We start from the raw sequence: 16744 nt of genomic DNA on the forward strand, positions 1-16744 counted from the left end.
AGTGTCAATTACAGCATTCAAAAAGTTTCCTGGTCTTTGAATGAAGAAACAGATCTTGATCTGTGGGGCTTCAAATACAAGCTGAGGTAGGGGCCTTATTTCTGGTCCTCCAAATTTTTAACCGATATAAAAGTGCTAATTAGCTTGGAATTAATCAATTCTGATTGGGAGGAAAATCCCTGTTTTTAAAAATCAGAGGATACCATAATAGGTACCCTCTGATCTGGCTTCTCTATTTTATAACAATACTTCTACTGATCAGCCTTTCTTCCAGCTGAATATTGATATAATACATTCCCGGACTTAGCTGGGACACATCTAATGTGAAGCATTGATTCTCTTCGTTAATATTGAGCTTCATGCTTTGTCCTAAGCTGGAATACAATTGAATGTCGCCTGGCTTAAGGTCCGCAAATTGATGTTCAATTTTTAGATAATGATCCACCGGATTCGGGTAAATCCGCAATAAGGATTCCGTTTCCTTTAAAGCTAATTGAGCGGCACTCAAAATGAGTTCCTCATCCTCCATACGGGCACTATTATAGGCGATAAGCTCATTGGCTGAATTGATTTCCAATTGATCTAAAAGGCGATCAAGGAGCTCGAGGTTTTGCCAACTTTTGCCTTGATCATCAGAAAAGATGACTTCGGTTTTAGCTAGCGCCACATTTAGTCGCAGGACATAAAGTCGACCAGCACTCTTGAGGACCGATTCGACGGTATAAAAGTTGTCCGCAACCAGAATTCGAGTATTGGATTGACCATCTACCTTGTAGAGTCCTGGGGCATCCGTATTTTTTTGGATGTAGAAGGAACTTTCATTTTTGGTTTTGCTTTCTGAGCTTGTGCCCTGAGCAAAAATCGACGGACTAAGGATTATGCTGAAAGCTAGTAAAGCCCTTTGTATTCTGTATGATTTCATAATTAGCTTATTGGTAATTCACATTAGGTGTACAGTCGTTGCAATAGCTGTTGTTATTGGTGATGTTGCCCAGCATGTCACCAACATTGCTGTCGCCAGAAAGATGAGCGGCTTTATCACAGGCATCGCCGCAGCTTAGGAAGCCAGGATTATTATTGATTACATATTCAATAAAGGGAGTGAGGTCTATGATATGGCAGCGACCAGGTGCGCTAGGAAGTGTGTTTGGCGGCATATTCCAGATAGGGCAGTTTTGCGGACCTTGGCTAAACATTTCCACTTCTTCTAAAATGGGATCAACGAAATCCTCACAAGGAGAAGGGTCTTCCGCTAAGCAACGGAATTCATTGTTTTGAATATCGCTATGCCAAACCGTCCCATTAGGGTCGGCACAGGTGCACATTCCTAGCCAGGCATGGGGGGTAAAGAGAATATCAGTGTAGTTCTGGGTGAAGATGGAGCTATACACTCGTGCAACACCGCCTGCATAAGTATAGTCGTACAATGCACCGGGATCTCTTTTCCCTAGGAGGATACCAACACTGGCGTCTCTCAATACCATTTCATTGGCGGTTAATTGCCCCATGATGCTAAAGTCATTAGAGCAGGCGTCCATATGGCCCCAGACTTCGATTCCCAGCCATTCGCAAAAGCCTAAGCTCGAGCCATCAATAATTAGCTCAGCACCTCTTTGTACTTCTATTTTACTGCAATTACGCATAATGATAACGGAATTGCTGATGTTGAGAGTGGCATTGGTTTCGATTACAATATTGCCATCAAAAACCAAGGTGTCATTTGAGTACTGTGCAGAGTTGCCATTGAAAATGGTGTCCCCAAGGGGGTAGTTAGAGGGCTTGGCGCAGCAGGGTTCAATTTCAATTTCAAAGCTGGCTGTTGCCTGGCAAGCGCTGTCTGGACCATAAACGGTAACCTCATAAAGGCCTGGGTTAAGGGCCATGATGCTGGATGTGCTCTCACCTGTATTCCAGTGGTAAGTTAGATTGCTGCCTGAGGTTATGGTATTGAGCTGCATACCACTTAGGGGTAAGCAGGGTAAGTCCTCGCCCTCGATACTAACTGAAACGGCTTCATAAACATCAATATCGATGGATTTGGAGTCGGTACAACCGAAGGCATTGGTATAGCTATATTCAATATTGTGCGTGCCAGGTCCGGCCAGTCCCGGATCGAAAATTCCACTGGCATTAACTCCGGTTCCGCTGTAGCTTCCACCTGTTGGTGTGGCATTTAAGTTTACGGAAGGGTCGGTGACACAAAAACTACCGGCAGGATTTAGTTGAACATTGGGCTTGGGGTTGATGGTGATTTCAATTGTATCCGTGCCATAGCAATCGGGTAAAACCCAAACTTCAACAATATAGGTTCCGCTTTGATTAACAGTAATTGTTTGGGTTCCTTCGCCGGTATTCCAATGGTAGAGCGCGTTTTGGAAATAACCGGCATCTAATTGGAAGGATGCAGGTTCGCAGGCTTCTTGATCCGGACCAAGGTCTATTTCCATGGAGTTAACCACTACGGTTACAGTATCCTTGGCTGGGCAGTTAAGCTCCACAAAATTCCGGGTCACTTCATATTGGGTGGTCACATTAGGGCTTACTGTAATAATGGCAGTATTGCCTTCGGGTTGACCGGTATTGAGGTTAATCCAGGAATAAGTGGGGGTGAGGTTTAAGGAATTGCATACCCGGCCGATGTCAACCGATTGAGTGGTATCGCAAATAAGGGTATCCGGACCGGCAAAGTCGAAGTTCTCAATGATTTCGATGTCGTCTACTGTCGCTCCAATGGTCGCGCTTAATGAATCAGGGTTGCTGCTGTAGAGCCAAATATTACTCCAGGCGCTGTCAGGATAGAAGCAATCTGCATAAAGCATAAAGCTGCTGCTGTTTGGCTCGAAGCTAAGCAGGCTTTGACTTCCACTAACCGAAGGTCGGGCCCATCCACCTTGATGGAGGGAGCTTGTGGGTAATGGGGCAGTGCTCGTTACTTCAACTTCCACATAGGCCGCTCGAGTGGAGGAGGCTAAAGAGCTATTGATACGTTTAGATTGCAGGGCAACAATGTATTGTTTACCGGGTACCAAGGTGGAAATGCCCTGAGTGAAGCCCTCGCTAAACATTTGTTGGCCGGCGGGTCTTCCCGAACGATAGGTGGCAACAAATTCCATGGCCGAAGGAGAGGAGCTAGCCGCGGTAGTGGCATGCGGTGATCCGTGTGAGTTTCGCCAGGGTGGGAAGTAATTGTTGCTGGGTACATTCATGGGGTTCCAGCAGGGAGCTAGCGGTGTGCCAGACCAGCAAGGCGGTGTGCCGGTCCAGGTTAATTCGCCATTGGTGACGAGATTGTCGCACTGGCCATAGCTAGTGCCTGAGAACAGCAAAAAAAGGAAGGCGCCTAGCCCCTTAAAAAGCGGTCTTTTTGTTAATAAAAGTGCTTTCATAATGTTAGTTTATGATTTGCACTTAAGTTCCGTCCTTAGGCCAAGCTTAGGAAGATGGATTAAGCAGATGGGGGAGATGGCTAAGCGATTGGGCGATGGATTGGGCTAAATGGGAAAGGGGTTTTTAAAGCAATTGAAATGATGAGCTTTAAGGCAATAGAATTAGCACTAATTTTAGGTGGGGCACGTTAATTTTTAGGATGAGGATGAATTTTTTTTTTCTGCTGTGGGCTCCTGTTTTCCTTTATGGACAAGAGGGTGATGAGTTCTTTCGGCTTCGGGATTTTATATGGGACTCGGTGCAGGTTGCTAATGCCCTCGATTTTATTCAAGGAAGAGATGATAGCATAGGTTTAAAGTCTGATTCGCCGTTTTTTAGAGATGGTAGTGACTTTAAGGTGGGGCATGTTAGAGTAAGCCTCTTTCGAGGAGGTCAATACTTATATAGTGTGGTTAGCATTGGGAGTCATCGTGAAAAGGAGATTGATGAATTGTATCAAATGTGTGAGAAAGGTGATTCTCTCCTTATTGAGGATATTACAGTTTATTATAAGCGCGAGCGTGCCTTTAAAATTGGTGAATCGCTATCAGTTGTTTTAAGATGAGAGTTTTACTTCGGATCCAGCTTTGTGTTTTGTTTCTAACAATGGTTAGTGTTTGCTCGGGACAGAGCAGGTCTCCCGAAATTCGTATTCATACCGTGTCAAGAGTGGAATCCGTAGTGCATATACTGAATGCGGAAATTAAGCTCCACTCCTCGGGTAAATTCTATTTGCTCAAGGAATTGCAAAGCTTGGGACCGGATTCTATCTTTCATCTGGCACTAAGGAAGGAACATATTCCATATGAGGATCTGTGGCAAGAGCAAGAGTCAGGGACAATTATTGATACTCTAAGTTTAGCATTAGTCGATTCATTTCTGAATTCTCTGGAAGCGAAACCACTTAGTTTTGCTTGCTATCTGGATTCTATGGCTTATCAGAGTTTTATGGTAGATAGTATTCATGAGCTATGGCAATTGAAAGAGGAGGGAAGTTTGTTGCCACAAGCCTACAAAAGGGATCCCTATAAGTTTGAACAATTGCTTTTAAGGCCTGAATTTGAATTTTCGCAACTAATAATGGTAGGGATACTAAGTCAGGATGGGGATACCCTTTGGTTGGAGTCCAGGAGTAAATTGAACTTTATGCTTCCTTGGCAATTGGAAGCGAAGGTTTATTATAATCCGTCTATTAGTCGAAGTTTATTTGCGCTCTTGAAAGCTTTGGGTGCCTATCCAAACCGTCAAGTTCTCTCTGGAAGAGGGACTCTGATTAATAATTATCCAGAATATTATGCAAATCAATTTCTTACAGAGGAAAATTAGACTCGGTTGCAATGAAGTTCTTTAAAACGGCTGTTTTTTACTGAAAATGGAAAACCATAGTCAATAATCTCGGTCTAAACTTAAAGGTGTGTTTCTTGGAGATATACTTAAGCTCTGGAGTTCAAGCTTAAAATGAAAAAAGCCTCAGAGCTGTTGCTCTAAGGCTTCGCTAGTAGCGTGGCTAGGTTCGAACTGACGTCCGCCTATGGCGGATAAGAGCCCAACTTAAAAATATCGTGGGAGTATTTGATTCCTGATAAAATCGCGACCATGGCCAGACTTAAAATAATTTTCCTTTTCCATGGCCTCTTTTTTTGTATTGAAGCAACAAACTTCAATCACGAACCATGGTCTATACTTAACAGTGAACCCCTTAGTGGCGAGTTGTTGATGTGATTTAAAACGATTAATAAGGTCGCTTGTGTAGCCAATGTATAGGCGATTATACTTAAAAGAATAGAGCACGTAAGTGACATACATATTTAAGACGATGAATCTCTTACGGGGGCGGTTTGAATTTAGAGTTTTTTTTGAAGCTTAGATGATGAGTAAGCCTAAAATGAAAAAAGCCTCAGGGCTGTTACTCCAAGGCTTTTCTAGTAGCGGTGCTAGGTTCGAACTGATGTCCGCCTATGGCGGATAAGAGTCCAACTTGTAAGAAATGTGGTAATATGTGGTTTGGGAAGAAATTAAATCCTCTGCTAGCCTCGAAATGAAGTTCTTTAAAACGGCTGTTTTTTACTGAAAATGGAAAACCATAGTCAATAATCTCGGTCTAAACTTGAAGGTGTGTTTCTTGGAGATATACTTTAGCTCTGGAGTTCAAGCTTAAAATGAAAAAAGCCTCAGAGCTGTTGCTCTAAGGCTTTCCTAGTAGCGGGGGCCAGATTTGAAAATCAAGGAAAATCGCTCTGAATCCTGCATTATACCGTTGTTATATTGCTTCTAATTGTCCCGTATCTGTCCCGGGACAAATCGCGTCAACTGTAGATATATCAATGCTTTTGGCGCAATTCGTGATTTTCTTCTAACACTTTCACGTACTTATCCTTTAATTCTTGCACTTCAGGAAGTGGCAAAGCTTCAGGATGAATGTCTGTTTTGTCAATAAATAGGCGCGGATCAACCTTCAAGATTTTAGAAATTTCCTCTAAAGTTTGAACAGTTAAAGTTTCTCTCTCTATGGATTGCCATAAACCAGTACGGCTAACATTTAATTTTTTGGCAATTTGATTCAGGTTAAATCCTTGTGATTCAATCTGATGCTTTAGGAGTTTGTAGTTCATTAGTGAATATTATGCGAAAAGAATAATAAAATATTTGCTTAGTGTAGAAAATTCTACTAATATGTTGCTCAATATTTATTGTTTTAATAATAATATCTATAAATGAGCAAAAATACAATAATTGAGAAAGCGCACTTAGAAGTGCGAAAAGGCATGGCCTTAAGATATTCGGCAGGAATGGAAATTCCTGATATCTACTCATGGGCCGCGAGTGAAACCGACCAATCGATAAAGTATCTTAAAATACGGCATCGTTTAGGAGAAATTCGAGAGCTATTGAGGGAAATGAAGGCAAAGGAATTGGCTGAATTTTCCAAAATGCCTGCTTCAATATGAAAGTGGCAATATTGACAGCCGTTTGGCAGCGTCCATTGATTTGGGCAATTTGGCTGCAGCACCACTTTCCAATTTTTTCGGCATTAGATCATGATTTTACAATTTACGTAGCCGGAAATGAGATTGAGCATAAACAGCACCTTGAAAAGTTTTCCAAAGCTTATGGTATATCCGTGGTTTGGGTGGAAGTTGAAAACCACCCTGTAAGTCGAAAATTTAATAAGGCTGCAAAACGAGCCTTTTCTAAAGGTTATGATCAGTACTGCATTATTGGCAGTGATGATTTAATGACTAAAGGGTATATCGAAACTGCATTATTGTTAAATGCTCCTATTTGTGGAACCAGGGAAGCTCCTGTAGTTAAAATAAATACAGACTGTAGCACTTATTCCACTGTTCGAGAGATCGTTCATCAAAATACGCCTATCAGTTATTTTGGACCTGGTAAACTTCCTCTATTAGGATCTGCTCGCTTCTTAAGTCAAGTTGTAATGCAAGGCTTAAAGGGAAGCTTATACGATCGCATTATGAATTCTGGATTAGATGCGGCATTAGACCGTAGATTATTTGCTCTACACAGAGAGATATCACTAATCCCCATGAGTTTCGAAGATGATACCGTGGTTTTTGTTCTAAAACACGGTGAGAATATAAATAATTGGGTTTGGTTTCAACACTTAGAGAAATTAAGTGTACCAGATCAGAATATTCGCAAGTTAGAACTTTTGATTCGATCAGCCAAAGCTTTTTATGTAGAACCAAAAATAGTAAAGCAAGATGCATAAAAAGGAAAATACTCTATTCAATATAGTGGTGCATGAAAATTGGCTTTATGATGCTGTACCAGTTCTTTCGGTTTGTATGCCGATTCGCAAAATGCATCACACCTATCATATTGCTTTAAAAGCCCTCTGTAACCAAGATTCGGACGTGCCTTGGGAATTACTGATTTTTGCTGATCATGATTCAATTACTGAAATAGCGTTACTTCAATATTTTAAGTTTTTACGAGAAGCTGGCTGCTGCCGACTAGTTATAGTAAAAGACAAGCGTTTAGATTATTCTTGCCATCTTTCCTATAAGTGGACTTTCCTTTTTCATATTGCCTCGCCTACTTCTTTGGTTTTTGTTCTGCAAGCAGCGGATTGTTATAGTGATGCCGATCGTTTAAGTAAGCATTTTAGGTATAGACTTGCACTATGGCAACATTATTCATCCGGTCACTTTTATGACTTAGGGACAAAGCAATTAAGCCAATTTCGATTACCATATAAAGCTAAAACCGGATTGGACATGGCTATTCGAGCCCGGGAAGCGCGTAAAATTTCATTAGTCGATGAAACTAACAATGTTAGTAAATCGGTAGATGGTTGGTTATTCAATCAGGTTAAAGCAAATTTTATGCAAACCAAGGATTTAGGACCAAAGCAGCAGGGTTTTGATTTGCATGGTACAAATCTAATTAGCAAAGAAAGGGGGGCAATGATCAATAGCTTCTCACCTCCGTTTTTCCCTCCTTTAGATGATTTTGCTTTACCAGAAGATTGTATGGATCTATTAGCCCAGGCTGAAAAAGATTCGAAAACTGCTTAATTCTTAAGCATTCAAGCACTTTTTAATAGACAGTGCATCATCCTAAAGTCTGCATTATCATGCAGGTTTCAGTACAACAATTATGTAATTAGGTAATACAACACGAAATAATCGGATGTATATAGATCAGCAGGAAATCTTTGCTAAAACTAATGGTGGCCTTCAAATCATCTTAGATTACTATAAAAATGCACAAGATGCACTCGATAAGAAAGGTCAAAAATTTAAAATCAGGGATTCCGAAAAAACCGCTTCAGCTTCTTTAAAGCAAACAAGTGATGGTAACTGGATTGTTACCGATTTTGGTGGTGATGGTGAACACCGCAACGGTATTCAAGTCTGCATGCTCGAAGAGGGTATTGAAGAATACCGCACCGCTCTACTATTTCTAGCACGCAAATATGGTGTAAAGGGTGAAGATGGTAAATCATTAGGTTTTGATCGCGGATATGAGAAATTACCGATAGAGGATGGCATGGAGGAAAACCAATACCTCTATAAGATCAAGGATTTTACTGATAATGAGCTTTTGGTATTAGGGCCTGGCGTTACGAGAGAATTATGTCGAAATCACCATTTATATAGTTTAGAAAGCTACACTTATGTTTCAAAGGATAAGAAAACCGGTGAATTAGTTCAGCATATTTGGAAAAGCACCGATCATTATCCTGTATTTCAATTCAATTTTGAGAGTGGCCAAAATGAATGGAATAAAAGACTGGAGCCCAAGGCGCTAAAGAAATCCGAGCGCTTCCGGTATAATGGGCAACGTCCTAACGGCTACATAATGGGCTTACATTTAGCTCAACAGCGATTTGATAAGCTAAATGCTGATGTTTCAGAAGTAGAGTATGATTCTATGGATGAAATGGAAAAAGCGGAAAGCCGGCAAGATAAAAAGCTGCCGGAAATTATTATTTGTGGGGGAGATCGTGATGCATTAGCGACGGAAGCGGCTACCGGGTGTACTGTGGTTTGGTTTAATTCGGAAACTGCCAAAATCACTTTTAAAGACATGAAAAAGCTTCAGCAATTGGCTTACAAAGTCTATTACCTGGGAGATATTGATTCAACTGGTTTAAAGGTGCAACATTCGCTTGGAATGCAACATTTGGACTTGCATTTAATACGGTTGCCTATGGACCTACTTAAGAAAAAGGACCACCGTGGTAATCCTTGCAAAGATGTGCGTGAATATCTGAACTATTATAAAGCGTATGATCTTAAAAAGTTAATTGAGGTAGCAGTGCCATATCGTATGTGGGATGTGCGCTTGGTAAAGCATCCTACAATTGAAAAAATGTGGATTCGAAAATATGAAGTCAACAATCTACAACTTTATAATTTCCTCGAAGGAAATGGATTCTATCGATTTAAACTACCTAATGTAAAAACAGGGTATATCTATATCCGTGTACAAAATGGAGTAGTAGAGGAAATTGATCATGTGGAAATTAAAGCTTTCATCAATCAATTTCTTGAAGGCAATAAAGCCGAGCCGGCATTAAGAAATGCATTCTATCGATCGCGTCAACATTTAGGAGAGCAATCACTATCTAATCTTCGCTTAAAAAACATTGATTTTAAGGATTATACGGAGAAAACAATTAATGTTTTTCAAAAACCGTGTATGGAGAATTACCAAGGATGAAATTGAGGATTACCGGCCAGGCGAAATAGAATGTAATGTTTGGGCCGATGAAGTGATTGATCATAAAGTGAAAGTTCTTCCTGACCCTTTTACCATTACTAGAAATGAGCAGGGTGAATATGATATTAAAATTGAAAATAAAGAATGCCTTTTCCTGCGTTACTTATGGAATACTAGCCGTGTGCATTGGCAAGAAGAGCAATCTTTAAAGCGTAAAGGAGAAAAATTAGCTCCGGAAAAGCGCCAAGAGGAAAAGCTACACTTAATTAATAAAATTTACACTTTAGGATATCTGTTGCACCGATATAAGGATCCTTCCAAGCCGTGGGCCGTTTTTGCTATGGATAATAAAATTAGTGAAGATGGTGAATCTCATGGAGGTTCCGGAAAGTCCATTGCATATAAGGCCGTGCGGTATTTTATGAAGTCTGTTACTCTCGAGGGACGAAACCCGAAGCTAACTGAAAATCCACACGTTTATGAGAATGTTACTAGCCATACCAACTATATTCTAGTCGATGATGCGAATAAGTATCTGAAGTTTGACTTTTTCTATTCACAGCTTACCGGGGAAATGACGGTTAATCCGAAGCATGGTAAACAGTATGAAATACCGTTTGAGGATGTCCCTAAATTGGCCATTACCTCAAACTATGCCTTAAGGGACGATTCTCCTTCTACCTATCGCAGATTACTTTTTTCAGTGTTTTCGGATTATTATCACGAGGATAAATCAGGTGAATATGGTAGATCCTGGAGCCCTAAAGATGAATTTGGTAAAAACCTGTTTAAGGACTTCACTGAAGATGAGTGGAATCACTTTATCAATACCATGGCCAGATGCCTACAGGTCTTTTTAAAGTACCCAAAAATTGATCCACCTATGGAGAACGTTACCAAGCGCTCTCAACTAACTCAAATGACCCAAGATTTTAAAGACTGGGCAGATGTCTATTTTGCTCCGGATTCATACGCTGATCAATGGATAATCAAGAAAGAAGCATACGATAATTTCAAGGAACATTTTCCAGGGGCAGTTCGCACAAAGTTCAATAAAATCAACCAGTTCACTAAAGCTCTATGGATTTATGCAGAATATCGAGGATGGGAATTAAATCCTGTTGCACTTGGCAGGGATGATAAAAAACGCCTGATTCGAACAGTAGGTGCACCTGCAAAAAGCACAGAGCATATTTACATGCAAGCTCATAAAAAAGAACTGTTCGATTTGCATGGTAAATCCCTTGATTCAAACCCTCAAGATATATCAGATGATGATGTGCCATTCTAAAGAAACTACAAATCCACCGGTTGTAAAGCATGTGCATACCCTAGTACAGTGTAAAAGCATTAAAGATTTTGTGGATTTTAAGAAATCCGCTAAAATTTTGAATATGCCCTACTGGATTCGGACCAAAGAAGGGGTGATGTGGTTTGAGTTTGTGCGTGCGGAAACTTCAAAAGAGGACCTTCTGGCAATGATTAAGCAGGGCATTATTTACATTTTAGAAAGGCATCGTAAAGGTTATGAATAGGAGGTTAACAGTTGGGGGCCTCTTCTCCGGAGACGGTGGTTTTGAACTTGCTGCTCAGTGGGCAGGTCTTACTCCAGTTTGGAGCAACGACTTTAACAAGCATTGTTGCGCCAAACTCAGACGAAACTTTGGGCACAGGATAATTGAAAAGGATATAAACGAAATCGACCCTAATGAACTCGAATCAGTCGACATTATTTGCGGAGGAGACCCCTGCCAGCCAAGCTCATTGGCAGGCTTGGGAAAAGGCACGGAAGATCACCGCTACAACTGGCCAGCGAAATTTAGAATTGTACGGGCCTTACACCCATCTTTCGTCCTTAACGAAAACGTTGTTGGAACGATTACCAACGGCATCCTTGACCGGAAGATTGATGATTTGGAAAGTGAAGGCTACACCTGCCAAGCGTACACTATACCAGCTGAAGCCGTTGGAGCGCTCCATCGTCGGGACAGAGTTTGGCTTGTCGCTTATGACCCCAACCGAAAGCTGTCAGAGGCCCGACAATCCGGCGAAAAGAACAAGCATAGCCCATCAAAAGAAGTTCGCCAACCTATCGAGCCAGTTGATCTTTGGCCTTTTGATACCTACCCCGACAGTCAACGACTCCACCAACAGCACAATGCCACCCAGTCAAAAGTATTGTCGGAAGGGGTATCAAGGTACTTTGGTTTCGGCCCTTCTGCACATGGGAATATCTCCAGGGACATTATTGAATCCGGAATTATTCGAATGCTTAATGGGCTACCCGAAGGGATGGACTATGCCGATAGAAACAACCGAATAGCCGAAATGGGAAATGCAATTGTTCCTCAGTTGGCCTACGAGTTTTTCTTATGGATGAAATCAATATTGAAGTGAAAATGAATTTTACACCATATTCAGAAGTATTCTTACTCGACTTAGCTGAATTAGTAAACGAAGAAAAGCGCCAAAATGGAGAGTTTTTCATTTGGAAATTTCCTTATCAATAACCAAAAGCTTTACTATGGAAAATCAGCAAACCCAAGAGAAACTAATCATTAATGATAAGGAGGTTTTTAAATCACTTTACCACCGCTATCCCGATATAGATGATCGTTGTGAGATATTGGAAATGTCAGAATATCGTCACCAAGAAAAAACATTCGAAGTGCCTATGTTCTCTCCACTTGTTTCGATCGAAAAGCTAAAGAAGCGGTTGGCCTCTGTAAAATGGGCTGATAATAGATACTTTATAATGGTTGATTGTAGTGTGGATGTTCCATTTGGCGCAAAGGTATTCTGTGAAACAAAAAAATATAGGTTAATCGGGGATCAACTCACCTACATCGGATCGAGAACCTTTGATAAAATAGATCAAGCCATTGAAATTGATTTAAAGTTTAAGTGTGTCAAAGTTTTAGCTCAAGAGCTTCAAGTTTTCTATCCAGCTCAGCACATTCCTAATACGTTGCCAGAATATTGGTTTCAGAAAACCTATATGATTCGTCATTTCGATGTTAACATGCTTAAAAATGAAGGCTTTAAACACTAATAATTAAAAGGATATGACTTTAGCATTCTCCCAACAAATCAATGGTGAACCAACGCATTTTGTAGAAAAGATATGGGCTTCACTTCCAAAGCTAGAGGTGTATTCTGATGATTGGATACAATACTCGAAATTTGACGCCTTAAGAACATATCCGCCTAAAAACCACACAATAAGAGAGGATAAGTCGGATAGATGGCACGCTGGTAGAGATATTCATTTTGTGATTAACAATCGGACACCCGAAAGAAAACAATTTGCGCCTGTAGTAAAATGCCGTTCTGTTCAGAAAATAGTAATTAAGCATTTAAAGATTCTTCAAAGAGGCGGAAACAAGTTAGAAAAGGCTACCGTATGGATTGATGGCGGATCATCAGAATGTTTTTGGATAAATGGGGAGATTAAAAATTGTGCATTTACTATCGAAAATCTAGCACGAAATGACGGTTTCGAAACTGTTGAGGCATTCTTCAACTATTTCAATAAAGACTTCAAAGGCAAAATCATTCATTGGACGCCTTTAATGTACTAGCTATGAATTTGTTTACAGACAAAGAGTGCGATTATTGCACTCAATCTCTCATAAGTGCTAAGAACCCTCTTTTTTTTGATGGATTTCGAGATACCAGGACCGGCCAATTAGTTTGCTGGCATTGTAGGGAAGTCCATTATCAACAAATTCGAAAGGAGCTAAATGGAGGCATAATTTATAGTGAGATGCCAGAGTATCTATAAATTACAGTTGCTCGCCTCTGATCGCCCCTATTTCAGGGGCTTTTTTATTGCTCGCCTTTTTTGGTCGTTCTGATGCGCCTATTCCAATTCTGACCCGGTTCCAAAGACCCTTTTTCCCCTTTTCCCCTTTATATATATTTATTTAAAAATTATTGTAATAATGTAACTTAAAAAGTTAAAACACTATTATACAACTACTTAAGGCGTTACCTTTTTATTACACTTTTAGTTTTCAATTACACTTTTTCTGTAATCGTAAAATTACATGCATCGATCAAATACACTTTTCTACCAGGTAGAAGCATCTAAATACAAAGTTCTGGTAATAATCTAATTGATTGTATTTCAATTGATTTCATGTTGTATGGCTAATTGAATACAGAATCACACTTTTTTCGTGCTTTAGATTAGATGATCTAAAGTGTAGAAATAACAACCGGAAAAAAATCAATTTCTAGCCTAATGATTGAAAATTCAACATCAATGCATTACTTTGCATGAGTAAAGTGTATGAGCGTGCAAAAGAAAATAACCTACAAAGTGGATTTGTTAAGGGTTTCATCAGCCTTAACTCTGAATGGAGAAAAGCAATTAGAAGCCGTGCCCTTAATTGAAGAATTAAAGGCGGTTAACTATTACTTACCAAATGATACTATTTCATTAGGTAAAACCAACTTGTACCTGGTAAAAGGTCGTTTACCCCACCCAAAAAAGGAAGATCATTTTGCAATTACCGTTGTTGAAACTAATGTAAAGGACCCTTTTCAAGAAAATGGACAGTAAAACCATTTTTCGGATCGATGATCTTAATCGGAGTAATTTACATCCGGTCATTTTAGATTTTTTGATGTGCAATCCACAATCAGAATTTAGCCTAGAACAAATTCACGATTATGTAATTGGTCATTTCAAGATTGATTTGCATTCATCCCCCTCGACAACGGACCAATTTTGGCTTTAGGCTTCGCTCAACTTTGGACCACCTTAATTCAATCAAAATTTTACAAAAAAGTAAAGTAGTCGCGGCATTATCTGGAGGCTTCCGAGTTAAATATCGATATAACAAATTGAAAGCATGAATGCAATTCAGCGCATGGCAATAAAATCACTATTACCGTTGCTTGGTGATGGTATGACAGTGGCATTTGATGCCTTTGAATCAGTTGATTTAAAAGAAGGCGAAGATCGGGTAATGATGTGGTTTTGGCCAGAGAATAAAACCCGTAAAATTTTGGTTATGCCGGTAACTGTAAATGCAAAGGGTGAATACCTACGCAACCTTTGGGATGAACCCAAAACAGTGGAAAATGCATTAAGCGAACTTTTAAAAGATGCTGATTTATGAGTGAAGAACTGGTAGATAAAACATTAAGTATTGAGGCACTTAATCAGTTAAATTCAAAGGAAGAAATTTTACCTGAGTTTGATCCTACAAATCCCGTTAGTTGGTTTAGTGCTTTGGATGATGAAGATGCAGAGAAAGCCGAACAGGCTTTGGGAACCATGCTTACTAATCGATTCCAAGAAGGCCAACAATCGATTTTTGAAGGCTACTTGTGCTTAAAGGCCACCCCAGAAGTTATTGAATTAGTGGAGCGATTAATTCAAGAGCGTATTGATAGTCCAGATTACCCGGAAAGCGATCGTATTCAATGCCTGGTAACTATGATTAATGCCATTCGCCAGTAATGACTACAGAGTATCGCGAACTTACTATAGAGGATGTAACCTCGGCCTTTTCAGATAAAGGACGTCGAACGGGTGCTAAGCTCCAATCACAGCAAAATGAAACTGCTGAGACAAAGACTGAGGGCTCAGAGGCTAAACCTTCGGATTTCAGCAACTTTCTTCATGCTGAGGGAAAGCCCATTGATGAGAATGAGGGTATAAATACTAGTGATAAATCAGATCCAAAAGATGGGCCTGATGCTAAATCGCGTAGAAGTGCTCGATTAGTAACTAGCCTAATAAACTTATTTGTAAGTCTTTCCTGTCAAGCTTATTCCGGTATGCCAAATCGGGATATGTTCAAATTTGATCCGGAAGAAAAGACAGAAGTAGAAGATGCGTTTGCAGAATATTTTGAAACTATTGATGGTGATATCAGTCCCGGGTGGATGGTAATTATTGTATTAGCAATGATCTTACTGCCAAAGGCTTACGAAGCCCACAAATACAGACAAATAAATCGTAAAAGTGCCGCTAATAGAAAGCAAAGGGAGAAAGAAGAAACTGATATTGAGGAGGCCCATGTATTAGAAGAAGTCGATGAGCATACTATTGTAGACTTAGAGGAGAAAATGCATGAATGGAACCGAGAGGCCAATGAAAAAGGAGCACCAATTTTATTCAGAGTAGATCCAGTTCCAACCGGACTATGTAAATACCATTGGTATTTTGAAGATCGCCAAATTTCGGCTACAAGGGGAGACTATGCCGATCAAAACGCGGCTCTCAGTTGGGCGCGTCAAATGAGTATTTACAGTAAAAAGGGGATGAACAAAGATTGGATTACTAATTTATAGCTGCGCGGGCTTTTTCGCGAACGTTCTTTGTCCGTATTATTTCGGCTTTCGGCCCGGGAATGAAGGCCCCGGGCCTTTTTTAACTAAACACTAAAACAATGCATTACGTCCTTACATGGTTAGATTCTCATCCATCTATTTGGATTGTTGTTGCCATCATTGGTTTTATGCTTTGGTGTTATTTTAATTCAAATGGTCCAGGCAATGGGTATAGGATTCAGCATAGATGATGAAGAGGCTAAAATAGCCTTGTTTGCCGGCGTTCGGAAAACTGGTAAATCCACCAAGCAAAAAGAGCTCACAATGGCATGGCTAAAATCTGGTGGACGTGCTGTAGTAATTCCTTCCTCTAAATACGAGCGAACTTTTCGATCGGTACCAAGAATTAAGCCGGAAAATATTCCCAGTCTTCCTCCAGGAAAACTTGCAGCCATTGACTGTACGGATCAGCATGAATTTGGAGAGGTATTAAAATACTGTGATGACATTCTAATAGTATGCGATGACATTAAAGGCTATTTACCTAGCAATGGACTAACTAAAGAAGTGCGTAATGCCTTTATAAGTTCGCGCCATCGAAATGTAAATATGACCATTGCAATGCATGGGCTTACGCATGCGCCTCCAGAGTTCTATGATTTCGTAAACCTTATTTTCTTGTTTCGAACAAAAGACAATTTGAATCGTCATCGAGATAAGTTTCAAGACCTGGAGAAAATGATTGAAGTACAACGGCAGGTAAATGAAATTGCGCATCAAGAAAAAAATAAGTACTATTTTAAGATCATTGAATATGCTGAGTAACAGAGCTAGGGGG

At 40.1% G+C, this 16744-nt stretch carries 20 protein-coding genes; 16 read left to right on the forward strand and 4 right to left on the reverse strand.

Going from position 1 to position 16744, the window contains the following annotated elements; genetic code table 11:
- Positions 1-232 precede the first annotated feature (232 nt).
- Entirely contained in the window at positions 233-922 is a 690-nt protein-coding gene (locus H4K34_RS11130; protein WP_210757499.1) for a T9SS type A sorting domain-containing protein, read from the reverse strand.
- A gap of 7 nt (positions 923-929) precedes the next feature.
- Positions 930-3386 carry a COG1361 family protein gene (locus tag H4K34_RS11135; RefSeq protein ID WP_210757500.1) on the reverse strand — a complete coding sequence of 819 codons (2457 nt, stop codon included), beginning with the start codon at positions 3384-3386 and terminating at the stop codon, positions 930-932.
- 206 nt (positions 3387-3592) lie between these two features.
- Here H4K34_RS11135 and H4K34_RS11140 point away from each other — a divergent pair, with 206 nt between their 5' ends.
- A complete protein-coding gene (locus tag H4K34_RS11140; protein WP_210757501.1) occupies positions 3593-3991 on the forward strand; it encodes a hypothetical protein in 399 nt (132 codons plus the stop codon).
- A gap of 95 nt (positions 3992-4086) precedes the next feature.
- Positions 4087-4752: a hypothetical protein gene (locus tag H4K34_RS11145; RefSeq protein WP_210757502.1), complete on the forward strand. Its 666-nt coding sequence runs from the start codon at positions 4087-4089 to the stop codon at positions 4750-4752.
- 225 nt (positions 4753-4977) lie between these two features.
- On the opposite strand, the gene H4K34_RS11150 is transcribed toward H4K34_RS11145, so the two are convergent.
- Both H4K34_RS11150 and H4K34_RS11155 read right to left on the reverse strand, forming a co-directional pair.
- Positions 4978-5232, reverse strand: coding sequence for a GIY-YIG nuclease family protein (locus H4K34_RS11150; RefSeq protein WP_210757503.1), 255 nt, complete (start codon positions 5230-5232; stop codon positions 4978-4980).
- Positions 5233-5747: 515 nt separating this feature from the next.
- Positions 5748-6038 carry a helix-turn-helix domain-containing protein gene (locus tag H4K34_RS11155; protein ID WP_210757504.1) on the reverse strand — a complete coding sequence of 97 codons (291 nt, stop codon included), beginning with the start codon at positions 6036-6038 and terminating at the stop codon, positions 5748-5750.
- 102 nt (positions 6039-6140) lie between these two features.
- Here H4K34_RS11155 and H4K34_RS11160 point away from each other — a divergent pair, with 102 nt between their 5' ends.
- From H4K34_RS11160 to H4K34_RS11225, 14 genes are all read left to right on the forward strand, one after another.
- Positions 6141-6374: a hypothetical protein gene (locus H4K34_RS11160; protein ID WP_210757505.1), complete on the forward strand. Its 234-nt coding sequence runs from the start codon at positions 6141-6143 to the stop codon at positions 6372-6374.
- Complete coding sequence (locus H4K34_RS11165; RefSeq protein ID WP_210757506.1) at positions 6371-7159, forward strand: hypothetical protein; 789 nt, start codon at positions 6371-6373, stop codon at positions 7157-7159. The genes H4K34_RS11160 and H4K34_RS11165 overlap by 4 nt, the downstream gene beginning before the upstream one ends.
- Positions 7152-7967 carry a hypothetical protein gene (locus H4K34_RS11170; RefSeq protein WP_210757507.1) on the forward strand — a complete coding sequence of 272 codons (816 nt, stop codon included), beginning with the start codon at positions 7152-7154 and terminating at the stop codon, positions 7965-7967. Before H4K34_RS11165 ends, H4K34_RS11170 begins: the two co-directional genes overlap by 8 nt.
- A gap of 115 nt (positions 7968-8082) precedes the next feature.
- Positions 8083-9618: a hypothetical protein gene (locus H4K34_RS11175; RefSeq protein ID WP_210757508.1), complete on the forward strand. Its 1536-nt coding sequence runs from the start codon at positions 8083-8085 to the stop codon at positions 9616-9618.
- Positions 9578-10909: a hypothetical protein gene (locus H4K34_RS11180; protein ID WP_210757509.1), complete on the forward strand. Its 1332-nt coding sequence runs from the start codon at positions 9578-9580 to the stop codon at positions 10907-10909. Before H4K34_RS11175 ends, H4K34_RS11180 begins: the two co-directional genes overlap by 41 nt.
- Before the next feature lie 103 nt (positions 10910-11012).
- Positions 11013-11153, forward strand: coding sequence for a hypothetical protein (locus H4K34_RS11185; protein ID WP_210757510.1), 141 nt, complete (start codon positions 11013-11015; stop codon positions 11151-11153).
- Positions 11146-12015, forward strand: a complete 870-nt coding sequence (locus H4K34_RS11190; RefSeq protein ID WP_210757511.1) for a DNA cytosine methyltransferase — start codon at positions 11146-11148, stop codon at positions 12013-12015. The genes H4K34_RS11185 and H4K34_RS11190 overlap by 8 nt, the downstream gene beginning before the upstream one ends.
- Positions 12016-12142: 127 nt before the next feature.
- Complete coding sequence (locus H4K34_RS11195; RefSeq protein WP_210757512.1) at positions 12143-12670, forward strand: hypothetical protein; 528 nt, start codon at positions 12143-12145, stop codon at positions 12668-12670.
- 13 nt (positions 12671-12683) lie between these two features.
- Positions 12684-13199 carry a hypothetical protein gene (locus tag H4K34_RS11200; RefSeq protein WP_210757513.1) on the forward strand — a complete coding sequence of 172 codons (516 nt, stop codon included), beginning with the start codon at positions 12684-12686 and terminating at the stop codon, positions 13197-13199.
- Positions 13200-13918: 719 nt separating this feature from the next.
- Positions 13919-14185, forward strand: coding sequence for a hypothetical protein (locus H4K34_RS11205; protein WP_210757514.1), 267 nt, complete (start codon positions 13919-13921; stop codon positions 14183-14185).
- A 292-nt stretch (positions 14186-14477) separates the two neighbouring features.
- On the forward strand, positions 14478-14747 hold the full coding sequence (locus H4K34_RS11210) for a hypothetical protein (RefSeq protein ID WP_210757515.1): 270 nt from the start codon (positions 14478-14480) through the stop codon (positions 14745-14747).
- Complete coding sequence (locus H4K34_RS11215; RefSeq protein WP_210757516.1) at positions 14744-15091, forward strand: hypothetical protein; 348 nt, start codon at positions 14744-14746, stop codon at positions 15089-15091. The genes H4K34_RS11210 and H4K34_RS11215 overlap by 4 nt, the downstream gene beginning before the upstream one ends.
- Positions 15091-15927, forward strand: coding sequence for a hypothetical protein (locus H4K34_RS11220; RefSeq protein ID WP_210757517.1), 837 nt, complete (start codon positions 15091-15093; stop codon positions 15925-15927). The genes H4K34_RS11215 and H4K34_RS11220 overlap by 1 nt, the downstream gene beginning before the upstream one ends.
- 204 nt (positions 15928-16131) lie before the next feature.
- Positions 16132-16731, forward strand: coding sequence for a hypothetical protein (locus tag H4K34_RS11225; RefSeq protein ID WP_210757518.1), 600 nt, complete (start codon positions 16132-16134; stop codon positions 16729-16731).
- The last annotated feature ends 13 nt before the right edge of the window (positions 16732-16744 follow it).

This window comes from Croceimicrobium hydrocarbonivorans, assembly GCF_014524565.1.
Taxonomy (GTDB): domain Bacteria; phylum Bacteroidota; class Bacteroidia; order Flavobacteriales; family Schleiferiaceae; genus Croceimicrobium; species Croceimicrobium hydrocarbonivorans.

Bases quoted from the DNA above. Each gene is read 5' to 3' on its own strand.
- H4K34_RS11130 (WP_210757499.1), bottom strand. From the start codon at position 922: ATGAAATCATACAGAATACAAAGGGCTTTACTAGCTTTCAGCATAATC.
- H4K34_RS11135 (WP_210757500.1), bottom strand. From the start codon at position 3,386: ATGAAAGCACTTTTATTAACAAAAAGACCGCTTTTTAAGGGGCTAGGC.
- H4K34_RS11140 (WP_210757501.1), top strand. From the start codon at position 3,593: ATGAATTTTTTTTTTCTGCTGTGGGCTCCTGTTTTCCTTTATGGACAA.
- H4K34_RS11150 (WP_210757503.1), bottom strand. From the start codon at position 5,232: ATGTATGTCACTTACGTGCTCTATTCTTTTAAGTATAATCGCCTATAC.
- H4K34_RS11155 (WP_210757504.1), bottom strand. From the start codon at position 6,038: ATGAACTACAAACTCCTAAAGCATCAGATTGAATCACAAGGATTTAAC.
- H4K34_RS11160 (WP_210757505.1), top strand. From the start codon at position 6,141: ATGAGCAAAAATACAATAATTGAGAAAGCGCACTTAGAAGTGCGAAAA.
- H4K34_RS11165 (WP_210757506.1), top strand. From the start codon at position 6,371: ATGAAAGTGGCAATATTGACAGCCGTTTGGCAGCGTCCATTGATTTGG.
- H4K34_RS11170 (WP_210757507.1), top strand. From the start codon at position 7,152: ATGCATAAAAAGGAAAATACTCTATTCAATATAGTGGTGCATGAAAAT.
- H4K34_RS11175 (WP_210757508.1), top strand. From the start codon at position 8,083: ATGTATATAGATCAGCAGGAAATCTTTGCTAAAACTAATGGTGGCCTT.
- H4K34_RS11180 (WP_210757509.1), top strand. From the start codon at position 9,578: ATGTTTTTCAAAAACCGTGTATGGAGAATTACCAAGGATGAAATTGAG.
- H4K34_RS11185 (WP_210757510.1), top strand. From the start codon at position 11,013: ATGCCCTACTGGATTCGGACCAAAGAAGGGGTGATGTGGTTTGAGTTT.
- H4K34_RS11190 (WP_210757511.1), top strand. From the start codon at position 11,146: ATGAATAGGAGGTTAACAGTTGGGGGCCTCTTCTCCGGAGACGGTGGT.
- H4K34_RS11195 (WP_210757512.1), top strand. From the start codon at position 12,143: ATGGAAAATCAGCAAACCCAAGAGAAACTAATCATTAATGATAAGGAG.
- H4K34_RS11200 (WP_210757513.1), top strand. From the start codon at position 12,684: ATGACTTTAGCATTCTCCCAACAAATCAATGGTGAACCAACGCATTTT.
- H4K34_RS11210 (WP_210757515.1), top strand. From the start codon at position 14,478: ATGAATGCAATTCAGCGCATGGCAATAAAATCACTATTACCGTTGCTT.
- H4K34_RS11215 (WP_210757516.1), top strand. From the start codon at position 14,744: ATGAGTGAAGAACTGGTAGATAAAACATTAAGTATTGAGGCACTTAAT.
- H4K34_RS11220 (WP_210757517.1), top strand. From the start codon at position 15,091: ATGACTACAGAGTATCGCGAACTTACTATAGAGGATGTAACCTCGGCC.
- H4K34_RS11225 (WP_210757518.1), top strand. From the start codon at position 16,132: ATGGGTATAGGATTCAGCATAGATGATGAAGAGGCTAAAATAGCCTTG.